Source organism: Oribacterium sp. P9, from assembly GCF_046365365.1.
Lineage (GTDB): Bacteria > Bacillota > Clostridia > Lachnospirales > Lachnospiraceae > Oribacterium.
In genome coordinates, this window is the sequence record NZ_JBKEIS010000018.1 from 1 (window position 1) to 20288 (window position 20288).

Below are 20288 nucleotides of genomic sequence, written 5' to 3' on the forward strand. Positions count from 1 at the left end.
TTTGTTATATCATCCTTCTGGTAACCAATCTTAAGTTGACCTTGGGTTGACTACATTGGGGTCAGACCCCATAAACTCGAGAGGCCAAGACCCCTTGAAATCAGGCCGTATTCCCGATATAATAACCTTGTCTGTGCGTAATCACGATACAGGAGGTAGTGACCATGGAGCTTAGACGAATACTCGCGATTCTCGCACTGGTCATCATCGCGTTTCTCCTCGTCGCCGTACTGTATTTCGCGGTGACCGGAGCGAACCAGTACCTTCTGGCCTGTTTATTCTGTCTGGTCGTCGTACCGGTGGTGATCTACATCTTCATCTGGTTCACGAAACTGACAAACAAAAAATAATGCAGGATGTTCTGGTCACGAATCTCTCACATACATCCGGGTGAGGACGCCCGAGATGGACTGTGTCAAAAAGGTGAAGAACATCCATAGTATCCATACACGGATGCTATCCTTAGGAGGATTCACATGGTAAGAGCAATCGTTGGAGCAAACTGGGGCGACGAGGGCAAGGGCAAGATCACCGATGTGCTTGCCGAGACCTCGGATATCGTTGTACGTTTCCAGGGTGGCGCAAATGCCGGCCATACCATCATCAACAATTATGGTCGTTTCTCACTCCACCTTATGCCGAGCGGCATATTCTATAATCACACCACATCCGTACTCGGAAATGGTGTGGCACTCGATATCGAGAGGTTCTGTGCAGAGCTGAAGTCCATCGTCGACGCCGGCGTTCCGACCCCGAAGATCCTGGTATCCAACCGTGCACAGGTTATGATGCCATATCACGTTCTGTTCGATACACTCGAGGAGGCGAGACTCGCCGGTAAGAGCTATGGCTCCACGAAGTCCGGCATCGCACCGTTCTTCTCTGACAAGTATGCGAAGATCGGTCTTCAGGTAAGCGAGCTCTTCGATGAGGAGGTCCTTCAGGATCGTCTGCACAAGGTCATCGAAATCAAGAATGCGATCCTGCGTGAGCTTTATCATGCACCGGAGATCAACTACGACGAGCTCCTCGAGGAGATGCATCGTCAGAGAGATATGATCGCACCGTATGTGACCGATACCTCGAAGTTCCTGCGTGAGGCACTGAAGGAAGGTAAGACCGTCCTGCTCGAGGGTCAGCTCGGTACCATGAAGGATCCGGATCACGGTATCTATCCGATGGTAACCTCCAGCTCCACACTCGCAGCCTATGGTGCCGTCGGTGCCGGTATCCCTCCATATGAGATCAAGGATATCGTCGCTGTAACGAAGGCATATTCCTCCGCAGTCGGTGCCGGTGATTTCGTTTCCGAGCTCTTCGGTGAGGAGGCAGATGAGCTTCGTAGAAGAGGTGGCGATAAGGGTGAGTTCGGTGCAACCACTGGACGTCCGAGAAGAGTCGGCTGGTATGATGCCGTCGCTTCGAAGTATGGTTGCCAGCTTCAGAGCGCGACCGAGGTCGCACTGACCGTCCTCGATGTACTCGGCTACCTGAAGGAGATCAAGGTCTGCGTAGGCTATGAGATCGATGGTAAGGTAACCACCGACTTCCCGGTTACACCGCTCCTTAACAAGGCAAAGCCGGTCTATGAGACCCTGCCGGGCTGGAACTGCGACATCCGCGGCATCAAGAACTATGACGAGCTTCCGGAGAACTGTAAGAACTACATCGACTTCATCGAGAAGCACATCGAGACCCCGATCACCATGGTTTCCAATGGTCCGGAGAGACACGAGATTCTGAAGAGAACCCCGAAGATCTGATCGCGTGACAAATACTAGTATAAACGAGGCGCCCATTGCATCACTGCAATGGGCGCCTCGTTTTTATGGGTATAGATGAAGGGGTACGATGTGTTATACTCCGACCCGAAGATCAGGGATCGGAGTGGGAGATATCCGGGCCGAACCCGAAATTACTTAGCGGCCTGATTTTCCTTTTCAAGCGTCGTTCTGAATTCTTCCTTTATGTCTGCGAGCAGTGCCGGCTCGGTGATGAGCTCATACGCGGCACCGGCCAGGATCTTCGCACCGTAGAAGATTGCCTTGTGTGCTTCCTCGGTTTTACCGGCGTCGAGATATGCCTGGGAGTGCGCGGTCGAACCCTCCGGAACGAAGGCGATGCGGGCACAGGTACCAGGTACACGGCGCATGACATTGCCGAAATCCGTCGAACCGGTCTGCGCTCTCGGCGGGGCGATCCGCGGTGCGCCGATCTCTTCGGCCTGCTTCATCACGAGATCGTTCAGTCGGATGACCGGAATCTTATTATCGACTTCCTTCTCGCGGATGATTTCCACCTCGGTTTCGGTCATCATCGCCGCGCCCTGGAGAATCTTTTCGAAGCGTGTGCAGACGTTGTCGAGGTAAGCGCGGTTATAGGAACGCACGTAGAAGCTCGCCTCCGCATAGGCCGGCACGACATTGGCCGGTGTGCCGCCGCAGTTGGTGACTGTATAATGGATCTTCACGTCGGATGCGACGTGCTCACGTAAAAACTCAACGCCCTGGAAGGCGAGGATGAGGCCATCCAGCGCACTGCGACCCTTTTCCGGGCGGAGCGCAGCGTGCGCACTGGTGCCGTGGTAGATTACCTTATACTTCGAGTTCGCGAGAGACTTCACATCCACCTGCGTATTCGGACCGCCGTGCATCATGAAGGCCACGTCGAGATCGGTGAAATCGCAGCCGTTCCGGATCATCTGGATCTTGCCGCTGATGCTTTCCTCGGCAGGGGTTCCGTAGACCGTGATGGTATAGGCCTGGTCCAGGTCTGCTTCTTTTAATGCCTTCGCCGCAGCGAGGATGGATGGACCCTGCAGATGATGACCGCAGGCGTGTCCGAGGCCTGGAAGCGCGTCATACTCACAGAGCAGTCCGATGTTCGGGCCGCCGTTCCCGTGGTGATAGACTGCCTTAAATGCGGTCGGGACACCCGCAATGCCGGTTTCGACCTCGAAGCCTTCGCGCATAAGCCACTGTGTCAGAACGTCAAGGGCATGAAACTCCTCCATGCCGGTTTCCGGGTGATCGAAGATATCGTCGGCCATCGCGATCAGCTCTTCCCGAACGCCATCGATCGTTTGAAATAATCTTTCCTTCAAATTAAAAGCACCTCCGTTTTTTGATGAGCCCATTATACAGGGCAGCGGAAGTGCTTGTAAAATATAGAAAACAAAAGATTATTATTTATACTTATTTAACAATATATTTGTTAAGAATTCTACAACTTGCCTTTGACATCTATTTCACAGGATTGTATAATTTAGAACGAAATCTATGATTTTGTATGCAATATCTACAAAATCATATCACAGGAGAGCGCATTAACATGGCAAAGAAAGAAATATCACAGGCGGTTATCCAGAGACTTCCTAGATATTATCGATATCTCGAGGATCTCATGGATCAGGGGATCGAGCGCATTTCGTCGAACGAATTAAGTAAGCGGATGAAGCTCACGGCGTCGCAGATCCGTCAGGACCTCAATAACTTCGGCGGCTTCGGTCAGCAGGGCTACGGCTACAACATCCGAAATCTGCATGATGAGATCGCGAAGATCCTGAACATCGATGAGGAGCATGAGATGATCATCGTCGGAGCCGGTCACTTAGGACAGGCACTGGCGAACTATACAAATTTCCGAAAGCGCGGCTTCATCGTAAGAGCTATCTTCGATCAGGACCCGACGGTTATCGGTACCCGGGTAGGCGATGTCGAGGTGCTTCCGATGGAGAAGATCGATGAGGTCGTGAAGGCATCCAATGTCAAGATGGCAGCGGTCTGCATCCCGAAGACACCGGCCGTGAAGGTAGTCGAGCAGCTGATCGCCGACGGCGTCGTTGGTATCTGGAACTTCGCGCACGTCGATCTCGAGGTTCCGGATGATGTCGTCATCGAGAACGTGCATCTCTCCGAGTCGCTGATGCGTCTCAGCTACCGTATGGGTGAAGCCTACGGACGGAAAGAAGCGGAGGACGAGGCATAAGATGGTGATCGGTATCGGCACCGACATCCTGGAAATCAGCCGTATCGAAAGTACCCGGCGAACAGGCACGGAGACTCGTATTTTTACGGAGCATGAGCGCCGGCAGGCATCTGGAAGAGATTCCATGCTTGCCGGTGATTTTGCATGTAAGGAGGCGGTCGCGAAGTGCTTCGGCACCGGCTTCCGCGGCTTCCGCCCGATCGACGTCGAGGTGCTCCGGGATGAACTCGGGAAACCCTATGTCGTGCTTCACGGCGCTGCCCGCACACTGTATGACGAGCTGGGCGGACGCTCGATTCAGGTCTCGATCTCCGACACGAAGGAGCTCGTCATCGCATTTGCCATACTGGAGGGCACAGATGGACACAGACAAGACGACCTATCTCAGGAAGATTCCGGCACGCCGGAGCGACAGTAATAAGGGAACCTACGGAAAGATCCTCGTGGCCGCCGGCTCGGAGGGCATGTGTGGTGCCGCTTACCTCGCCGGTCTCGCCGCCTATCGCAGCGGCGCCGGCCTCGTGCGCATCCTGACCCCTGCGTCGAACCGCCTCATCGTGCAGTCCCTGCTTCCGGAGGCGATCTTCACCGGCTACGATTCGGACAGTAATTTCCGGGTCCTGTCCGAGGCCAATGTCTCCTGGGCGGACATCCTCGTGCTGGGGCCAGGTCTCGGCACCGAGGCGCTGAGCGTGACGCTCGTTCGCGAGCTGCTGCAGGCCATCGCAGCGCAGTGTGATGCAACGCCGTCGAAATGGCTTGGGAAATTCCCGCTTCTGCTGATCGACGCAGACGGCCTCAATATCCTGAGCGTCCGTCCGGAGCTCATGCAGCTCGTCGACCAGATCGCACGGCAGATCCCGGTGGTCGTCACGCCACACCCGATGGAGATGGCGCGCCTCTCTGCGGTTTCGCTACAGGAGATCCTTCAGTGCCCGGCCCACGCGGCGGAAGCATTGGCCGCGGCACATGGCACCATAACCGTGATGAAGGGCTCGGAAACCATCGTCCTGGATGCCGACGGACACGCCTTCCAGAACCTGGAGGCGAGCCCGGCCCTCAGTAAAGGCGGCTCCGGCGACGTCCTGTCCGGTGCCATCGCCGGCGTCTATGCCGTCCTGCGCGCCGACCGAATCGACGCACTGAACGAAGTCCCGCCAGAAGAACAGCGTACGCGCTGGCGCAGGATGGCCTTCGACGCAGCCGTCACCGGCGTCCTGCTCCATGCAGAAGCCGGACGACAGGCCGCAAATATCCACGGAACCCACGGCGTACTCGCCAGGGAAACGGCGGACATGCTCGGAATCGTGATGCATGCGTGAAGATGATTCCTGCGACCCGCCCGCCGTTCTAAGATGCAAACATGTCAGAAAAGCTTGATTCTACGCCGTTTTTACGTTATAGTACTAGAGTTTGATTTAAACATCGATCAATTTTATATATGTAATTGAGGAGAGTATTATGTCAGGACATTCCAAGTTTTCAAACATCCGTGCTAAGAAGGAAAAGAATGATGCCGCAAAGGGCAAAATTTTCACCATGATCGGCCATGAGCTCGCACTGGCTGTAAAGGCCGGTGGACCTGACCCAGCTAACAACTCCAAGCTCGCTGCTGTCATCGCGAAGGCAAAGGCAAACAACATGCCGAACGACACCATCAACAGCGGTATCAAGAAGGCAGCCGGATCCATGGATGCGGATAACTTCGAGGAGCTTCAGTACGAGGGCTACGGCCCGAATGGTGTAGCCATCATCGTCAAGGTTCTGACGGATAACAAGAACCGTGCTGCAGCGGATGTACGTTCCGCATTTACGAAGGGCCACGGCTCACTCGCAACGCAGGGTGCCGTTTCCTTCATGTTTGACGAGAAGGGCCAGATCATCCTCGACCGTGAGGCGATGGACGATATGGGTAAGGACTTCGACACACTGATGGATATGGCCATCGAGGCTGGTGCCGAGGACATCACCGACGAAGAGGATTCCTACGTGATCATCACGGATCCGGCGGACTTCGAGACGGTTCGCGAGAACATCGAGAAGCAGGGCATCCCGATGGCAGAAGCGGACGTCGTGATGATCCCGCAGAACTACGTATCGGTTACCGATCCAGAGGTCGTAAAGGGACTTCGCAGAACCCTCGACCTGCTCGACGCATCCGAGGACGTTCAGACTGTATACACCAACTGGGAAGAAGAGAATGAGGAGTAAAAAAAAGACCGCGTAAGCGGTCTTTTTTTTATGCATTGAGTAGGTTCTTCGGCTCCACCGTCACCGACCAGTTCGTATGATAGATGACGAAGCCCGGTGCCTGATTCGGCACCTTCCGAAGATTCTTCCGAATCGTATAATCGACCTCGACCTTCGGATCCTCACGATGCGAAGAGAAGTACGCCGCGAGCTCCGCCGCCTCGATGAAGACCCGGTCCGGCACCTCCTCCATCGGCTGCCCGCCCGTCTTCACGATGACATGCGAACCCGTCACGCCCTTCGCGTGGAACCAGAGATCCCCGCCATCCCCGAGTCGGAAGCTCACGTCCTCGTTCTGATAATTATTCTTTCCGATGAACAGCTCATAGCCGTCGCTCGTCACCCAGTGGTACGGCTTCGACTTCCGCTGCAGCCGGTTCTTTCCCTTTCCCGGCGTCTTATGCAGGAAACCGAAATCGATCATCTCCCGACGGATATCCTGCAGATCCTCCTCGGACTCCGCGATGTCAAGCGCCGTGCGGATCGACTCGAGGTGCTCGACCTCCTTCCGCGTCTCCTCGAGCTGCACCGTCACGTTCTCCTTCGTACGCTTCTGCTTCTGGTACTTCTCGAGGTAGCGCTTCGCATTCTCCGCCGCAGAGAGATCCTTCTGCAGTGGAATCGTGATCTCACTGTTTGTATAGTAGTTCTCGCAGACCAGCTGATCCTCCCCACCCTGCAGCGAGTAGCCGTAGGTGTGCAGCAGCTCACCGTATACGCGGTACTTATCCATGCCCTCGGTATCCCGGAGCTGCTTCTCCTGAATCATCAGCTTCTTCCCGGCACGCTCCATCAGCGTCGTCAGCACCTTCCGGAGATCCGTCGAACGCTGACGGATACGGGAGCTCCTATCCTTCTCACTGTAGAAGCGGCGGATGACCTCACTCATCGAGTCGAAGTGCTCGACCTCGAAGGCGGCGTCCGCCTCATACAGCGTGAGATCGAAGGCGGAGAAGTCCGTCGGCACCTCATCCTGGTAGACGATGACCGGATCCGGCTGCCGCTCGATCGCAACTTCTTCTATAATATGATGGAAGCTTCCGTACAGTGCGGCCAATGCTTCTGCCGGCTGGCAGTTCGCGGAGAGGTCGGGATCGACACCGGCGCGGTGACAGAGCTCGGAGGCCGTCAGTGGACTGAGACCCGTGATGTGATGGAAGAGCGCCTTGAAGACCGGCTCCGGCTGCTGCGCGAGCAGCGCACAGAAAGCGGCTTCATCGAGTGTCAGCGGATTCTTCTTTCCACCCGCATCCGGGATGAAGTACGGACGATTCGGCAGCACCTCCCGCACGGAGGACTGGGAAGCGGAGATGCGCTTCACGGAATCGATGATGCTGTGGTCATCGCGGAGCAGGATGATGTTCGAGTACTTGCCCATCAGCTCGACCGCGAGGTAGCGCTTTCCGAGGTCGCCCATCTCATCGAGATGCTCGATGGTGAAGAGGATGACACGCTCGAGACCGTCCTCGTGCAGCGCCTGGTCCGGCTGTCGCACGTCGAGGATCGCACCGTTTCCGATGTGCTTCCGGAGGGCCATACAGAAGGTCGGCGCGTTGATCGGCGCCGGCTTCGCATCCTCCGTGAGGGTGCAGAGCGGAAGGGACGGATTGACCGAGATCTGTACCTTCACATTATCCTTCTGATTTCGCACGGTCAGCTGGATCTCATCCTTCTCCGGCTGTGTGATCTTCGCAATCCTGCCGCCGATCAGACGCTCGCGAAACTCCTTTACGGTCGCCGAAACGACCAGTCCATCATATGCCATAGCACATCGCCTTTCTATATCAAAAACCTTACGTGACAGTTCAGACAGGGGACCCCACGACCTGAACTGTTAAAACTTTACTTCTAAATTATAGTAGACTATAATTTATTACATATGACTAAAAAACGCAAGCCGCCCTCGGGCAGGCTGTGCACATCGAGGTAATCTATGAAATTAAAAAGCATGACCGGATTCGGACGCGCCGAGGTCTCGAACGACCAGTACCGCCTGTCCGTGGAAGTGAAGTCGGTCAATTCCCGTTTCCTGGATCTCAGCATCAAGATGCCGAAGAAGTTTAATGCACTCGAGGCCAATATCCGAAACACTGTGAAGGAGTACATCTCCCGTGGCAAGGTCGATCTCTTCATCACCTACGAGAGCTTTTCAGAGAAGGGAAAGGCCCTCCGGCTCGATCTGCCGCTCGCGAAGGAGTACCTGGAGTCCATGCGTACACTGGTGAACGCGCTGGGAGTCGAGGACAATGTTAAAGTCACCAATCTGGCGTCGCTGCCGGATGTGCTCGTGCTCTCTGAGGAATCTGAGGATGATGACGCGCTCTGGGAGAGCCTGAAGCCGTCACTCACCGGTGCACTCGAGCGTTTCTCCGAGACCCGTGTGATGGAGGGCGAGAACCTCCAGAAGGATCTCCTCGGAAAACTCGCCGAGATGGAAGCCATCGTGAACCGTATCGATGCGCGTTCGCCGGAGATCACAGCCGCCTATGAGGCGCGTCTTCGTGCGAAGGTATCGGAGCTCCTCGAGGGTACCGGCATCGACGAAGCCCGCATCGTGCAGGAGGTGACGATCTACTCGGATAAGATCTGCACCGATGAGGAGCGGGTACGCCTGCACAGCCATATCAAGAATATGCGGACGAAGCTCCAGAACGACGGCCTCGTCGGTCGTGAGCTTGATTTCGTCGCACAGGAGATGAACCGTGAGGCGAACACGACGCTCAGTAAGGCAAACGACCTGATCGTATCGGAGGATGCGATCGGGCTGAAGACCCTGATCGAGAAGATCCGTGAGCAGATTCAGAATCTTGAGTAAGGAAGGTATACATGGAAAAGGGAGTTTTAGTTGTGATTTCCGGCTTTTCAGGAGCCGGTAAGGGAACGCTGATGAAGCAGCTTGTTTCCCGTTATGATCAGTATGCACTGTCGATCTCAGCGACGACGCGCCAGCCGCGCGAGGGCGAGGTCGATGGACGCGAGTACTTCTTCAGGACGAAGGAGGAGTTCGAGGAGATGATCGCACAGGATGCGCTCGTGGAGTACGCGCAGTACGTCGAGCACTACTACGGCACACCGAAGAAGTATGTCGAGGAGAACCTCGAGGCCGGAAAGGATGTACTACTCGAAATCGAGATCCAGGGCGCACTGAAGATCCGCGAGAAGTACCCGGAGGCGATCCTGATCTTCGTCACACCGCCATCGGGAGAGGAGCTTCGCCGTCGTCTCGTGGGACGTGGCACGGAGACCATGGAGGTCATCGAAAAGCGCCTTCGGAGAGCCATGCAGGAGTCGGAGGGCGTCGAGGCCTACGACTATATATTGGTAAACGATAATATTGACACTTGCACCGAAAAATTGCATAATCTCATACGTGCCGCGCACGAAAAGTCCAGCCGGCACATGGAGATCATCGAAAATGTAAGACAGGATCTGAGGAGGATAGAACATGTCACAGCAAACATATAATGACCTGATTGATGCAGCGAAGAATACGAACGCCATTCAGGACGACACGGATAAGCTCGTAGAGAGCCGTTACGCAGCCGTTATCGCCAGCGCGAAGCGTGCACGTCAGCTGATCGATGGTGCAGATCCTGTACTTCCGAACGCAGAAGGCAGAAAGCCGCTCGCGATCGCTGTCGAGGAGCTCGCACGGAATCTCGTGACCATCAAGCGTGGTACGGAGGTCGATGACGATCCGAAGATCGCGGCGAGAGAGAACCCGGGCTTCGCTTTTGACCTCGATGAGGACAGCGAGGACGAGGACAGTGAGGATATCATGCTGATGAACGATGCGCATGCAGCTTCCTCTGAGGATGACTACAACTCCGACAGCGAAGCATAATATATGAAGATTCACATGATATCCCTCGGTTGTGACAAGAACCGGGTGGACAGTGAGAAGATGCTTTCCAACCTGCTCGAGAAGTATCCGGGCAGTGAGCTCACCGATGATCCGGCTGAGGCAGATATTACAGTCATCAATACCTGCGCCTTCATCGGGGATGCGAAGGAGGAGAGCATCAACACCATCATCGAGAATGGTGAATATAAAGAAACAGGCAGGCTCAAGAAGCTCATCGTGGCGGGCTGCCTCGCAGAGCGCTACCGTGAGGAGATCCGAAAGGAGCTTCCGGAGGTCGATGAGGTCATCGGCGTGAAGGAGTATGTCGAGCGTCTGGATGTGCAGATGAAGCGTGTCGAGAACGCAGAGAACTACACGGCGTATCTCAAGATCGCCGAGGGCTGCGACAAGTGCTGCACCTACTGCATCATCCCGAAGCTGCGCGGACACTACCGCTCGGTGCCGATGGAACACCTTCTGGAGGAGGCGAAGCGACTTGCTTCCGAGGGCACGAAGGAGCTGATCCTCGTGGCCCAGGAGACGACCCTCTACGGTGTCGATCTCTATGGTAAGAAGAGCCTTCCGGAGCTCCTGAACCGGCTTTCGGAGATCGAGGGTCTCGAGTGGATCCGTATCCTGTACTGCTACCCGGAGGAGATCACGGACGAGCTCATCCAGACGATCCGTGATAACCCGAAGGTCGTACACTACCTCGACATCCCGATCCAGCATGCGTCGGATAAGATCCTGAAGAACATGCACCGTCGGACCCGTGAGTCGGAGCTCCGTGAGCGCATCGCGACGCTTCGTCGTGAGATCCCGGACATCGCCCTTCGGACGACCCTGATCACCGGCTTCCCGGGCGAGACAGAGGAGGACTTCGACATCCTGAAGAACTTCGTCACGGAGATGCGCTTCGACCGCCTGGGTGTCTTCCCGTATTCGCAGGAAGAGGATACGCCGGCCGCAGAGATGGAGGGCCAGGTGCCGGAGAAGATCAAGCTTCAGCGGCAGGATGAGATCATGCGGCTGCAGCAGGGGATCGCTTTCGAGAAGGCGAGAGAACAGATCGGACGAGAACTCAGGGTTATCATCGTCGGATATGATCCGGAGCATAACGAGTATCTGTGTCGTTCCTATATGGATAACCCGGATATCGACAGTCTCGTCTACGTCGATGCAGGTGAGTATCATAACGAGCTCAGCGGTGATATGATTTCCTGTCGTATCATCGAGGCGGATGGTTATGATCTGATAGGAGAGAGAATCTGATGAATCTGCCGAATAAACTGACTTTATTACGAGTTGTACTGATTCCGGTGTTTGTGGTACTGCTTCTCCTGGAGGGCGGACAGAACGATACGCTCCGCATCGCAGCGCTGATCGTGTTCTGCTTCGCCTCCTTCACGGATTTCCTGGATGGTCAAATCGCACGCCGGAACAATCTGGTGACGAACTTCGGAAAGTTCATGGACCCGCTGGCGGATAAGCTGCTGGTCTGCTCCGCACTGATCTGCATGATCGAGCTCGGACAGCTTCCGTCCTGGTACGTCATCACCGTGATCGCCCGTGAGTTCATCATCTCCGGCTTCCGTCTGGTGGCGGCCGACAACGGCATCGTGATCGCCGCATCCTGGTGGGGAAAGTTCAAGACGACCTTCCAGATGCTTACGGTCATCCTGCTGATCCTGAACATCCCGGCACTTCATACCGTGACGCTGATCATCGCAGGCGTCGCCTTCGTCCTGACGCTGGTATCCCTGCTTGACTACATCACAAAGAACTATAAGGTTATCACCGAGGGCGGTATGTAAGGAGAGAATCCGATGATTTTTTCTAAGCACATGTACTATGGAAGGCATGCAGCAGAGCACCGGTCCTATATCCTGGATAACCTCCGGAAGGGCCAGTTCCAGCCGGGGGCGTACGTCATCGTGCGTGCACCGGAGCCCAATCTATATGAAATCTACAATCAGGCCATGTTCCTGAATCCGAAGCTCGATACGGAGACGGTCGAGGTACTCGGGATCGGCTATGGCTATCGGGATACGATCGACTGCGTCACACAGATGCTGAAGGATCGCCACATCCTGTAAACACGAGGAGGACAGCAGATGCTTTTATGTATGATATTAAAAGTCATCGGGCTCGTCCTCCTCTTTCTTTTACTGCTGCTCCTGCTTCTCCTCGGACTCGTCCTGCTGGTCCCGTTCCGCTATGCGGGTGCCGGCCATAAGGGCGAAGCGGCCACGGATTACGCCGCGCACATCGACCTCTCCTGGCTTCTCCATGTGGTGCAGCTCCACGCGGACATCACCCCGGCGGGGCTTGCGTATTCCCTCCGCATCCTCTGCTTCCGCCCGGTCGATTCTTCCGGTGGTTTCGCATTACAGGATGAACATACAGATGTTGAGTTGAAGCAGCCTTCGAAAGATGAGAAAATATCGGAAGAGAGCGTGAACGTTCCTGAAAGTAAAGCAGAAGCATCTGAACGTGCTGCTGCACAGACGGCGGAGGTCGACAGCATTGAACTGAAAAGCAGTACGACGCCGGAGCAACTGAAGGAGACGAAAACAGTGGCGGATGAAACGCCGACTTCCGACATCGATCAGGAAAGCAAAACGAAACGTACATCCCCTGCGGCTGAAGAACCGAAGAAAAAGAAGAGGAAAAAATTCTTATTTGCTGATAGAATAAAGAGAATCTGCGAAAAGGCTTCCTCGCTTCGCGAGATGGTGGAGGATGAGGAGAATCAGAAGGCCGTCCGTCTGCTGATTTCCAGAGTGAAGTACCTGCTTCACCATCTTCGCTTTCGAAGGTTCGAAGGTCGACTCGCGTTCGGCTTCGAGGATCCGGCGATGGTGGGACGGACGCTCGCGGTACTTAGTCTGTTCTACCCGCTGTACGGGGAACGCTTCACGATCACGCCGGTGTTTGACCATACGCTGTTCGAGGGCGAGATCACACTGAAGGGACATGTGCGTCTCATCCACATCCTGATCGCGGGGATACAGCTGATGATGAATAAGAAGATACGCGGGCTCGTGCTCGATCGTATATAAGGAGGCTCAGTATGAGTGATTCTACGAATGTAAAAGATATACTCGATACCATGTTTAAGGGCATGGACGGTTTCGTGAATTCGAAGACCGTCGTTGGTGAGCCGGTGAAGGTCGGCGATGCTACCCTGATTCCGCTCATCGAGGTCAGCTGCGGCATGGGTGCCGGCGGCTATGTAAAGGAGAAGGATGCAAAGAACGGTGATGGTGGTGCGGGAGCGCTCAGCTCGAAGATCACCCCGACCGCGATCCTCGTGCTTCAGAACGGAAATACGAAGCTCGTCAATATCAAGAACCAGGATGCCATCACGAAGCTCCTCGATATGCTTCCGGAAACCATCGATAAGATCACCGGCGGCAGCCGCATCTCGAAGAGTGCCCAGGCAGCCGCGGACGAGATGGCTGAAAAGGCGACGTCGGAAACCGTCGTCGAGGATGCAGAAACCCTGTAATGCCGCTATACTGACTTTATATTTCGTGTCCCGGATGATATTTTGGAAAAAATGCGTAAAAGTACTTGCAATACAAATGGAGATTTGTTATTATAGGCGAGTCGCGAATTCAGGGGCATGATTGTGTCTCGATTCGATTAATTTGAAAGGGAGGTGCAACCATGGCAAAGTGCGCAATTTGTGAGAAGGCAGTTCACTTCGGAAATCAGGTAAGCCATTCACATAGAAGATCAAACAAGATCTGGAAGGCTAACGTTAAGTCTGTTAGAGTAAAGGTAAATGGTGGTACAAAGAAGATGTATGTATGTACTTCCTGCTTAAGATCCGGTAAGGTTGAGCGTGCATTCGGTACAGCCAAGGCTTCAGAGGCAGTAGCTGCAACAGAGAACGCTTAATTTTGAGATCGTTTGATTGAAAGATTATTGGGCATTACGATCGAATCGTAATGCCCTTTTTCTGTTTTAAGCGCTCCATAGATATGGTATAATCATAGTGTTTATGATTTAATATAGATCCTTATTCGGGAGGTACGATATGAGAGGAACGATTGCATCCAAAATGGGTGAGATTCAGATAACGCCAGACGTTATTGCAGCCTATGCGGGTATGACCGCCGTTGAGTGCTTCGGCATCGTGGGTATGGCGAAGGTTTCTGTACAGCAGGGCCTGGTCAAGCTCCTCAAGCGTGAAAGTCAGTCCAAGGGCATCCTCGTAACGATGGAGGAGGACGGAATCTCTCTGGACTTCCATGTCATCGTGGCATACGGCGTCAGCATTCAGGCGGTCGCGGAGAACCTGATCGAGAATGTCCGCTACAAGGTAGAAGAGTATACTGGTATGAAGGTGAAGGATGTGAACGTCTATGTAGAGGGCGTTCGCGTCATTGACTAAGTAGCTTTACAAGGAGGAATTACCTGTGGGTGATCAGATAGATGCTTTACAGCTGAAAAATGCATTTCTGGCTGGCGCGAACAACTTAAACGCGAAGAAGGAGTGGATCAATGAGTTAAACGTGTTCCCTGTACCGGATGGCGATACAGGTACGAACATGACCATGACCATCATGTCAGCGGCACGAGAGGTCGCCGCGATCAGTGCACCGACCCTGGAGAATGTCGCGAAGGCGATGGCCAGCGGCTCTCTTCGTGGCGCACGCGGAAACTCCGGTGTCATCCTGAGCCAGCTGATTCGTGGCTTTACGAAGGAGATTCGTGAGCATGCGGATGAGGCAGGAATCGATAACCTGATCATGGCACGTGCCTTCAGCCGTGCCGTGGAGACGGCGTACAAGGCGGTCATGAAGCCGAAGGAGGGTACGATTCTGACGGTGGCGAAGGGCATGGCCGATCGCATCACCGAGCTTTCAGTGACCGATGAGGATCTCATCACGCTGCTGGAGAAGGTCGTCGCGTACGGTGACGAGGTGCTCGCGAAGACCCCGGAGATGCTTCCGGTACTGAAGGAGGCGGGTGTCGTCGATTCCGGCGGACAGGGCCTCATGACGGTCGTGAAGGGTGCCCTGGCTTCGCTCAAGGGAGAAGAGGTCGTCCTCGATCTCGGCGATCAGGGCGCGGCGAAGGCCGAGGCTCCGGTGGAGCGGAAGTCCCGTGGCGAGATCTCAACGGCGGACATCAAGTTCGGTTACTGCACCGAGTTCATGGTGAACGGTGATCATGAGTTCACGGATGAGGAGGTCGACAGCCTGCGTGCGTGGCTCGGCGGGGTCGGTGACTCCATCGTCTGCTTCTCGGATGAGAACATCATCAAGGTACATGTCCATACGAATCACCCAGGCAATGCCTTCGAGAAGGGCCTCAGCATGGGTTATCTCTCGAAGATGAAGGTCGATAATATGCGCCTCGAGCATCATGAGGTGCTCATCGAGGATGCCTCGAGGATCGCAGAGGAGAAGAAGGAAGAAGCTGCGTCTGCAGCGGCACCGGAGAAGCCGGAAGAGCCTGCGAAGGAGTACGGCTTCATCTCGGTATCGGCCGGTGATGGACTCACGGAAATCTTCCGCGGTATCGGCGTCGATTATGTCATCGAGGGCGGTCAGACGATGAATCCGTCCACCGAGGACATCTTAAACGCCTGCGATCAGGTCAATGCAGAGACGATCTTCGTCCTTCCGAATAACAAGAACATCATCCTCGCAGCCAATCAGGCGAAGGATATCATCGAGGATAAGACCATCATCGTCGTTCCGACGAAGACGATCCCGCAGGGCATCACAGCGATGATCAGCTTCAGCCCGGATATGAATCCAGAGGAGAACCTCGAGGCGATGAAGGATGCGTCCCAGTGCGTACGCACCGGTGAGATCACCTATGCGGTCCGCAACACCACCATCGACGGCCATGCCATCGAGAAGGATGACATCATAGCCCTGGGCGATGACGGTCTGCTGGCCGTCGCGAAGGAGAAGGACCAGGCGGTTCTGGAGGCGCTCAAGGCGATGGTAAACGACGAATCTGAGATCATCACCATCTACTATGGTCAGGATATCCCGGAGGAGGAAGCGGAGGCAGTGGCTGCGCGTATCCGTAAGGCGTACCCGCAGGTCGAGACCGAGCTTCAGTACGGCGGACAGCCGATCTACTACTATTTCCTGTCGGTAGAGTAATCGTAGGAACGAAACGGAGCTCCTGAGGAAACTCAGGGGCTCTTTTATATAGAAACATGGAACTTACAGAACTGAAGGGCATCGGCCCGAAAACAGAAAAGCTGTTTCAGAAGCTGGGGATTCGGACCGTGGAGGACCTCGTCTACTACTTCCCGCACACCTATCTGAGCTTCCCGAAGACGCAGGTGGTGGGGAGTCTCGTCGATGGCGAACAGCAGGCGGTCATGGGCATGCTCGAGAAGGATGCGACGGTGGTGCATCTCCACGGTCTCCTCATGACGACGGCCTATGTCCGGGATCTCTCGGGAAAGCTGCGTCTCTGCTGGTTCAATGCCGCCTTTCTGAAGAGTACACTGCGGGCCGGTACGGTCCTGGTCTTCCTCGGGAAGGTCACGAGCTTCAAGGGACAGAAAACGATGCAGCAGCCCCGGATCTTCCGACCGGAGGAATACGAAGCGAAGCCGGGCACCCTGGAGCCGGTCTATGGGCAGACGAAGGGGCTCTCGAATACGGCGATTCTGAAGGCGGTGCGGCAGGCGATGGACGTGTCGGTGTTCCGTCCGGATTTCGTCCCGGAGAGCATACGCTATAACCGGACCCTGATGGATATGCGGACGGCGGTCCGGGCAATGCATTTTCCGGAGAGCGTGACGCAGTTCGAAGCGGCCCGAAAACGCCTTGCGTTTAACGAGCTGTTCCTCTTTTCGCTGGCGCTGGCGGAGAAGAAGGCGCATCACGCAGCGGAACGCTCGCGCTTCGTGATCGAGGCGCATCCGGAGGTAGCGGCGCTGGTAGAGAAGCTGCCGTTTCAGCTCACCGAAGGGCAGAAGGCGGCCGTGCAGGACATCACGGCGGATCTCCGGTCTGGCTTCGTGATGAACCGCCTCGTGCAGGGAGATGTCGGCTCCGGAAAGACCATCGTCGCCTTTCTCGCGATGCTGGAGACGGCGCTCAGCGGCTACCAGGCGGCACTGATGGCGCCGACGGAGATTCTCGCGGAGCAGCATTTTGCGAAGATGAAGGCGATGATCGAGGAGCATGCGCTCGCGCTTCGACCGGTGCTCGTGACCGGTTCGATGACGGCGAAGGAGCGGAAAACGCTCTATACACGCATCGCCACCCACGATGCGGATCTCATCATCGGCACCCATGCCCTGTTCCAGGAGAAGGTCGTCTATGACCAGCTCGCACTCGTGATCACGGATGAGCAGCACCGCTTCGGCGTGAATCAGCGGCAGGAGCTGTCAGAAAAGGGCCAGCGACCGCATACACTCGTGATGTCGGCGACCCCGATTCCGCGGACGCTCGCTATGCTCGTCTATGCGGATATGCAGGTGAGCCTGATCCGGGAGAAGCCGGCGGATCGTCTCCCGATCCGGAACGCGGTGGTCGATGAGAATTATCGAAAGAATGCGTATAAATTCATCTACGAGGAGATCCGGAAGGGACGTCAGGCCTACATCATCTGTCCGATGGTGGAGCCGAACGATATGCTCGATCTCGAGAATGTATCGGATTATGTGCAAAAGATCCGTAAAATTTTCCCAAAAGAAGTGAAGATCGGGAAACTCCATGGTAAGATGAAGCCGGCAGAAAAAGAAGACATCATGGCACGCTTTCTCGCGCACGAGATCGACCTCCTCGTGTCGACGACCGTCGTCGAGGTCGGGGTCGATGTGCCGAATGCGACGGTGATGATGGTGGAGAATGCAGAGCGCTTCGGACTGGCGCAGCTTCACCAGCTGCGCGGACGAGTCGGACGCTCGGAGCATCAGAGCTTCTGCATCTTCGTCGATACGCAGAACTCGGAGAAGTCGAAGCAGCGACTGCAGATCCTCGCCCACTCAAACGACGGCTTCGACATCGCAGAGCAGGATCTCCGGCTTCGGGGACCGGGTGACATCTTCGGTGTCCGTCAGTCGGGTGCCCTGGATTTCGCCATCGCAGACATCTATGAGGATGGCGCGCTCCTCCGGGAAGCTTCGGAGGATGCAGCCTTCGTACTGAAGACGGATGCGGAGCTTACGCTTCCGGAGCATGGGGAGCTGAAAAGAGCGCTTGATCGCTTCCTCGCGAAGAGCTGTACACTATGAGATTCCCGCGTCTGTCAGGCGCAGAATGACGGACTCGAGCAGATGACAGAGATCAGACGGTGGCATCAGCCTTTGACAGGGATGCCGATGCATCCTTATATTAAGAAGAAAACTGAAGTGTTATAGAAAGAGAGCAGAGATGAGAGTAATTGCAGGAACCGCACGGAGCCTTCAGCTGAAGACCGTAGATTCGATGGATACACGTCCGACCCAGGACCGTATCAAGGAAACCCTTTTTAATATTTTACAGTTCGAGGTCCAGGGTATCGACTTCCTCGATCTCTTCGCAGGCTCCGGCGGCATCGGCATCGAGGCGATCTCCCGTGGTGCCCGTCGTGCGGTCTTCGTCGATAATGCACCGAAGTCGATCCGCTGCATCGAGGAGAACCTCACGCACTGTAAGTTCACCGAGGAGGGTGTGGTGATCGCCTCCGACTATATGTCGGCGCTGAACCGCCTCCGGAACGCAGGCTACCACTTCAGCGTGGTCTTCATGGACCCGCCATATAATCACGGCTTCGAGCGGAAGGCGATGGACATCCTCCACGATATGGATTATGTCGATGAGCATACGCTGTTCATCATCGAGGCGGATCTCAACGATGATCTGACGGATGACATCGAGGCACTCGGCTACACGCTCGTACGTGAAAAGCTGTATAAGACGAACAAGCACGTTTTCTTCCGTAAAAAGTAAGAAAAACTTCGGAAGATCGGACTTGTCAAGCGACGAAAAAGGCATAAGATAATAGCCTGGAGAGAAGAACAGTATGAAAATCGGAATCTATCCTGGATCCTTTGATCCGGTGACTTTCGGTCATCTTGACATCATCGAGCGCGGCGCGAAAATCGTCGATAAGCTCATCGTAGGCGTGCTTACAAACAACGCGAAAACGCCGTTGTTTTCAAGTGAAGAACGTGTTAGAATGATTAATAATTTGACGAAACATCTCGACAATGTCGAGGCGAAGGCCTTCGATGGCCTGACGGTCGACTTCGCACATGCGGAGGGCGCTACCGTGATCGTCAGAGGACTCCGTGCCGTGACGGATTTCGAGTACGAGCTTCAGCTCGCACAGACGAATAAGGTCATCGCGCCGGATATCGATACGATCTTTCTAACAACAAATCTGAAGTATTCCTATCTCAGCTCCAGCACCGTAAAGGAAATCGCAAGCTTCGGCGGCGATATCCATGAATTCGTGTCACCTGAGATACAGGATAGAATGAAGGGAAAATTTAAGGCGGTTAAGAAACATGAGCAGAATTGAGCAGTTAATCGGTGAGATTGAGGAGTACATTGACAGCTGTAAGTATCAGCCACTGTCGAATTCGAAGATCCTCGTAAATAAAGAGGAGATGGAGGAGCTTCTGGTCGAGCTTCGCCTCCGTGTTCCGGATGAGATCAAGAAGTACCAGAAGATCATTTCCCAGCAGGATGCGATCCTTGCAGATGCGAAGAATCAGGCAGAGAGCATGATTCAGGATGCAAAGCAGCAGACCGAGGAGATGGTATCTGAGAACGAGATCATGCAGCAGGCCTACACGAAGGCAAACGAGCTCGTACAGCAGGCACAGGCGCAGGCAGATCAGATCCTCGCAAATGCGACCGCTGAGTCCAACAACATGAAGCTGAACGCCATCCAGTACACAGACTCCATCCTCGCCTCCATCGAGACCCTGATGAGCCACTCGATGGTCGAGCAGCAGTCGAGATACCAGGCGCTCATGGAAAACATGCAGCAGACCTACGATGTCGTCGTCAGCAATCGTCGTGAGCTGAACACGGCAGTTTATCAGCAGGAGACCGCGGAGCAGCAGCCGGCAGCGTCGGCGCCAGCGGCATCTGCGCAGGATGATGCACAGTAAGTGATGTGATGCACAGGTCGTGGAGTGAACACTCCACGACCTTTTCCGTACGGATGAGATGGAGTCATCGTTCAGGCAGCCGGGACCCGAAAAAAGTTTCAAATTAATGCT

23 protein-coding genes are annotated in these 20288 nt (G+C 54.9%); 21 read left to right on the plus strand and 2 right to left on the minus strand.

From position 1 onward, the window contains the following. Positions 1-164 precede the first annotated feature (164 nt). Both ACK8P7_RS09355 and ACK8P7_RS09360 read left to right on the plus strand, forming a co-directional pair. Positions 165-350, plus strand: coding sequence for a phosphate ABC transporter substrate-binding protein (locus tag ACK8P7_RS09355; RefSeq protein WP_410043945.1), 186 nt, complete (start codon positions 165-167; stop codon positions 348-350). A gap of 126 nt (positions 351-476) precedes the next feature. Beyond that, positions 477-1763: an adenylosuccinate synthase gene (locus ACK8P7_RS09360; protein WP_410043946.1), complete on the plus strand. Its 1287-nt coding sequence runs from the start codon at positions 477-479 to the stop codon at positions 1761-1763. 152 nt (positions 1764-1915) lie between these two features. On the opposite strand, the gene ACK8P7_RS09365 is transcribed toward ACK8P7_RS09360, so the two are convergent. Continuing rightward, complete coding sequence (locus ACK8P7_RS09365; RefSeq protein WP_410043947.1) at positions 1916-3103, minus strand: M20 family metallopeptidase; 1188 nt, start codon at positions 3101-3103, stop codon at positions 1916-1918. 227 nt (positions 3104-3330) lie between these two features. Between ACK8P7_RS09365 and ACK8P7_RS09370 the strand changes: the two genes are divergently transcribed. The 4 genes from ACK8P7_RS09370 to ACK8P7_RS09385 all read left to right on the plus strand — a co-directional run bounded on the left by ACK8P7_RS09370 (position 3331) and on the right by ACK8P7_RS09385 (position 6198). Next, complete coding sequence (locus ACK8P7_RS09370; protein ID WP_410043948.1) at positions 3331-3987, plus strand: redox-sensing transcriptional repressor Rex; 657 nt, start codon at positions 3331-3333, stop codon at positions 3985-3987. A 1-nt stretch (position 3988) separates the two neighbouring features. Next, positions 3989-4405, plus strand: coding sequence for a holo-ACP synthase (gene acpS, locus ACK8P7_RS09375; RefSeq protein ID WP_410043949.1), 417 nt, complete (start codon positions 3989-3991; stop codon positions 4403-4405). Beyond that, a complete protein-coding gene (locus tag ACK8P7_RS09380; protein ID WP_410043950.1) occupies positions 4347-5309 on the plus strand; it encodes an NAD(P)H-hydrate dehydratase in 963 nt (320 codons plus the stop codon). The genes acpS and ACK8P7_RS09380 overlap by 59 nt, the downstream gene beginning before the upstream one ends. Before the next feature lie 139 nt (positions 5310-5448). Beyond that, positions 5449-6198 carry a YebC/PmpR family DNA-binding transcriptional regulator gene (locus tag ACK8P7_RS09385; RefSeq protein ID WP_410043951.1) on the plus strand — a complete coding sequence of 250 codons (750 nt, stop codon included), beginning with the start codon at positions 5449-5451 and terminating at the stop codon, positions 6196-6198. 28 nt (positions 6199-6226) lie between these two features. On the opposite strand, the gene ACK8P7_RS09390 is transcribed toward ACK8P7_RS09385, so the two are convergent. Continuing rightward, complete coding sequence (locus tag ACK8P7_RS09390; protein ID WP_410043952.1) at positions 6227-8002, minus strand: NFACT family protein; 1776 nt, start codon at positions 8000-8002, stop codon at positions 6227-6229. 168 nt (positions 8003-8170) lie between these two features. On the opposite strand from ACK8P7_RS09390, the gene ACK8P7_RS09395 reads away from it, so the two are divergent. From ACK8P7_RS09395 to ACK8P7_RS09465, 15 genes are all read left to right on the plus strand, one after another. Beyond that, positions 8171-9052: a YicC/YloC family endoribonuclease gene (locus ACK8P7_RS09395; protein ID WP_410043953.1), complete on the plus strand. Its 882-nt coding sequence runs from the start codon at positions 8171-8173 to the stop codon at positions 9050-9052. An 11-nt stretch (positions 9053-9063) separates the two neighbouring features. After that, entirely contained in the window at positions 9064-9702 is a 639-nt protein-coding gene (gmk, locus tag ACK8P7_RS09400; RefSeq protein WP_410043954.1) for a guanylate kinase, read from the plus strand. Beyond that, entirely contained in the window at positions 9683-10081 is a 399-nt protein-coding gene (gene rpoZ, locus ACK8P7_RS09405; RefSeq protein WP_410043955.1) for a DNA-directed RNA polymerase subunit omega, read from the plus strand. Before gmk ends, rpoZ begins: the two co-directional genes overlap by 20 nt. A gap of 3 nt (positions 10082-10084) precedes the next feature. Next, the gene (gene rimO, locus ACK8P7_RS09410; RefSeq protein ID WP_410043956.1) at positions 10085-11353 is read left to right on the plus strand and encodes a 30S ribosomal protein S12 methylthiotransferase RimO; all 1269 of its coding nucleotides are present in this window, start codon (positions 10085-10087) and stop codon (positions 11351-11353) included. Then, positions 11353-11895: a CDP-diacylglycerol--glycerol-3-phosphate 3-phosphatidyltransferase gene (gene pgsA / locus ACK8P7_RS09415; protein ID WP_410043957.1), complete on the plus strand. Its 543-nt coding sequence runs from the start codon at positions 11353-11355 to the stop codon at positions 11893-11895. The genes rimO and pgsA overlap by 1 nt, the downstream gene beginning before the upstream one ends. Before the next feature lie 12 nt (positions 11896-11907). Then, positions 11908-12177: a hypothetical protein gene (locus tag ACK8P7_RS09420; protein WP_410043958.1), complete on the plus strand. Its 270-nt coding sequence runs from the start codon at positions 11908-11910 to the stop codon at positions 12175-12177. Positions 12178-12207: 30 nt separating this feature from the next. Then, positions 12208-13143 carry a DUF2953 domain-containing protein gene (locus ACK8P7_RS09425; protein ID WP_410043959.1) on the plus strand — a complete coding sequence of 312 codons (936 nt, stop codon included), beginning with the start codon at positions 12208-12210 and terminating at the stop codon, positions 13141-13143. 11 nt (positions 13144-13154) lie between these two features. Further along, on the plus strand, positions 13155-13592 hold the full coding sequence (locus ACK8P7_RS09430) for a GerW family sporulation protein (protein WP_410043960.1): 438 nt from the start codon (positions 13155-13157) through the stop codon (positions 13590-13592). Between the two features lie 161 nt (positions 13593-13753). Then, positions 13754-13987: a 50S ribosomal protein L28 gene (rpmB, locus tag ACK8P7_RS09435; RefSeq protein WP_410043961.1), complete on the plus strand. Its 234-nt coding sequence runs from the start codon at positions 13754-13756 to the stop codon at positions 13985-13987. Between the two features lie 139 nt (positions 13988-14126). Then, the gene (locus ACK8P7_RS09440) at positions 14127-14483 is read left to right on the plus strand and encodes an Asp23/Gls24 family envelope stress response protein (RefSeq protein ID WP_410043962.1); all 357 of its coding nucleotides are present in this window, start codon (positions 14127-14129) and stop codon (positions 14481-14483) included. A 25-nt stretch (positions 14484-14508) separates the two neighbouring features. Beyond that, positions 14509-16215, plus strand: coding sequence for a DAK2 domain-containing protein (locus tag ACK8P7_RS09445; protein ID WP_410043963.1), 1707 nt, complete (start codon positions 14509-14511; stop codon positions 16213-16215). 56 nt (positions 16216-16271) lie between these two features. Continuing rightward, positions 16272-18308, plus strand: coding sequence for an ATP-dependent DNA helicase RecG (gene recG / locus ACK8P7_RS09450; protein ID WP_410043964.1), 2037 nt, complete (start codon positions 16272-16274; stop codon positions 18306-18308). Positions 18309-18447: 139 nt separating this feature from the next. Then, the gene (rsmD, locus tag ACK8P7_RS09455) at positions 18448-19005 is read left to right on the plus strand and encodes a 16S rRNA (guanine(966)-N(2))-methyltransferase RsmD (protein WP_410043965.1); all 558 of its coding nucleotides are present in this window, start codon (positions 18448-18450) and stop codon (positions 19003-19005) included. Between the two features lie 73 nt (positions 19006-19078). Then, positions 19079-19579, plus strand: a complete 501-nt coding sequence (gene coaD, locus ACK8P7_RS09460; protein WP_410043966.1) for a pantetheine-phosphate adenylyltransferase — start codon at positions 19079-19081, stop codon at positions 19577-19579. Further along, the gene (locus ACK8P7_RS09465; RefSeq protein WP_410043967.1) at positions 19566-20177 is read left to right on the plus strand and encodes a vacuolar family H+-ATPase subunit H; all 612 of its coding nucleotides are present in this window, start codon (positions 19566-19568) and stop codon (positions 20175-20177) included. The genes coaD and ACK8P7_RS09465 overlap by 14 nt, the downstream gene beginning before the upstream one ends. Positions 20178-20288 lie beyond the last annotated feature (111 nt).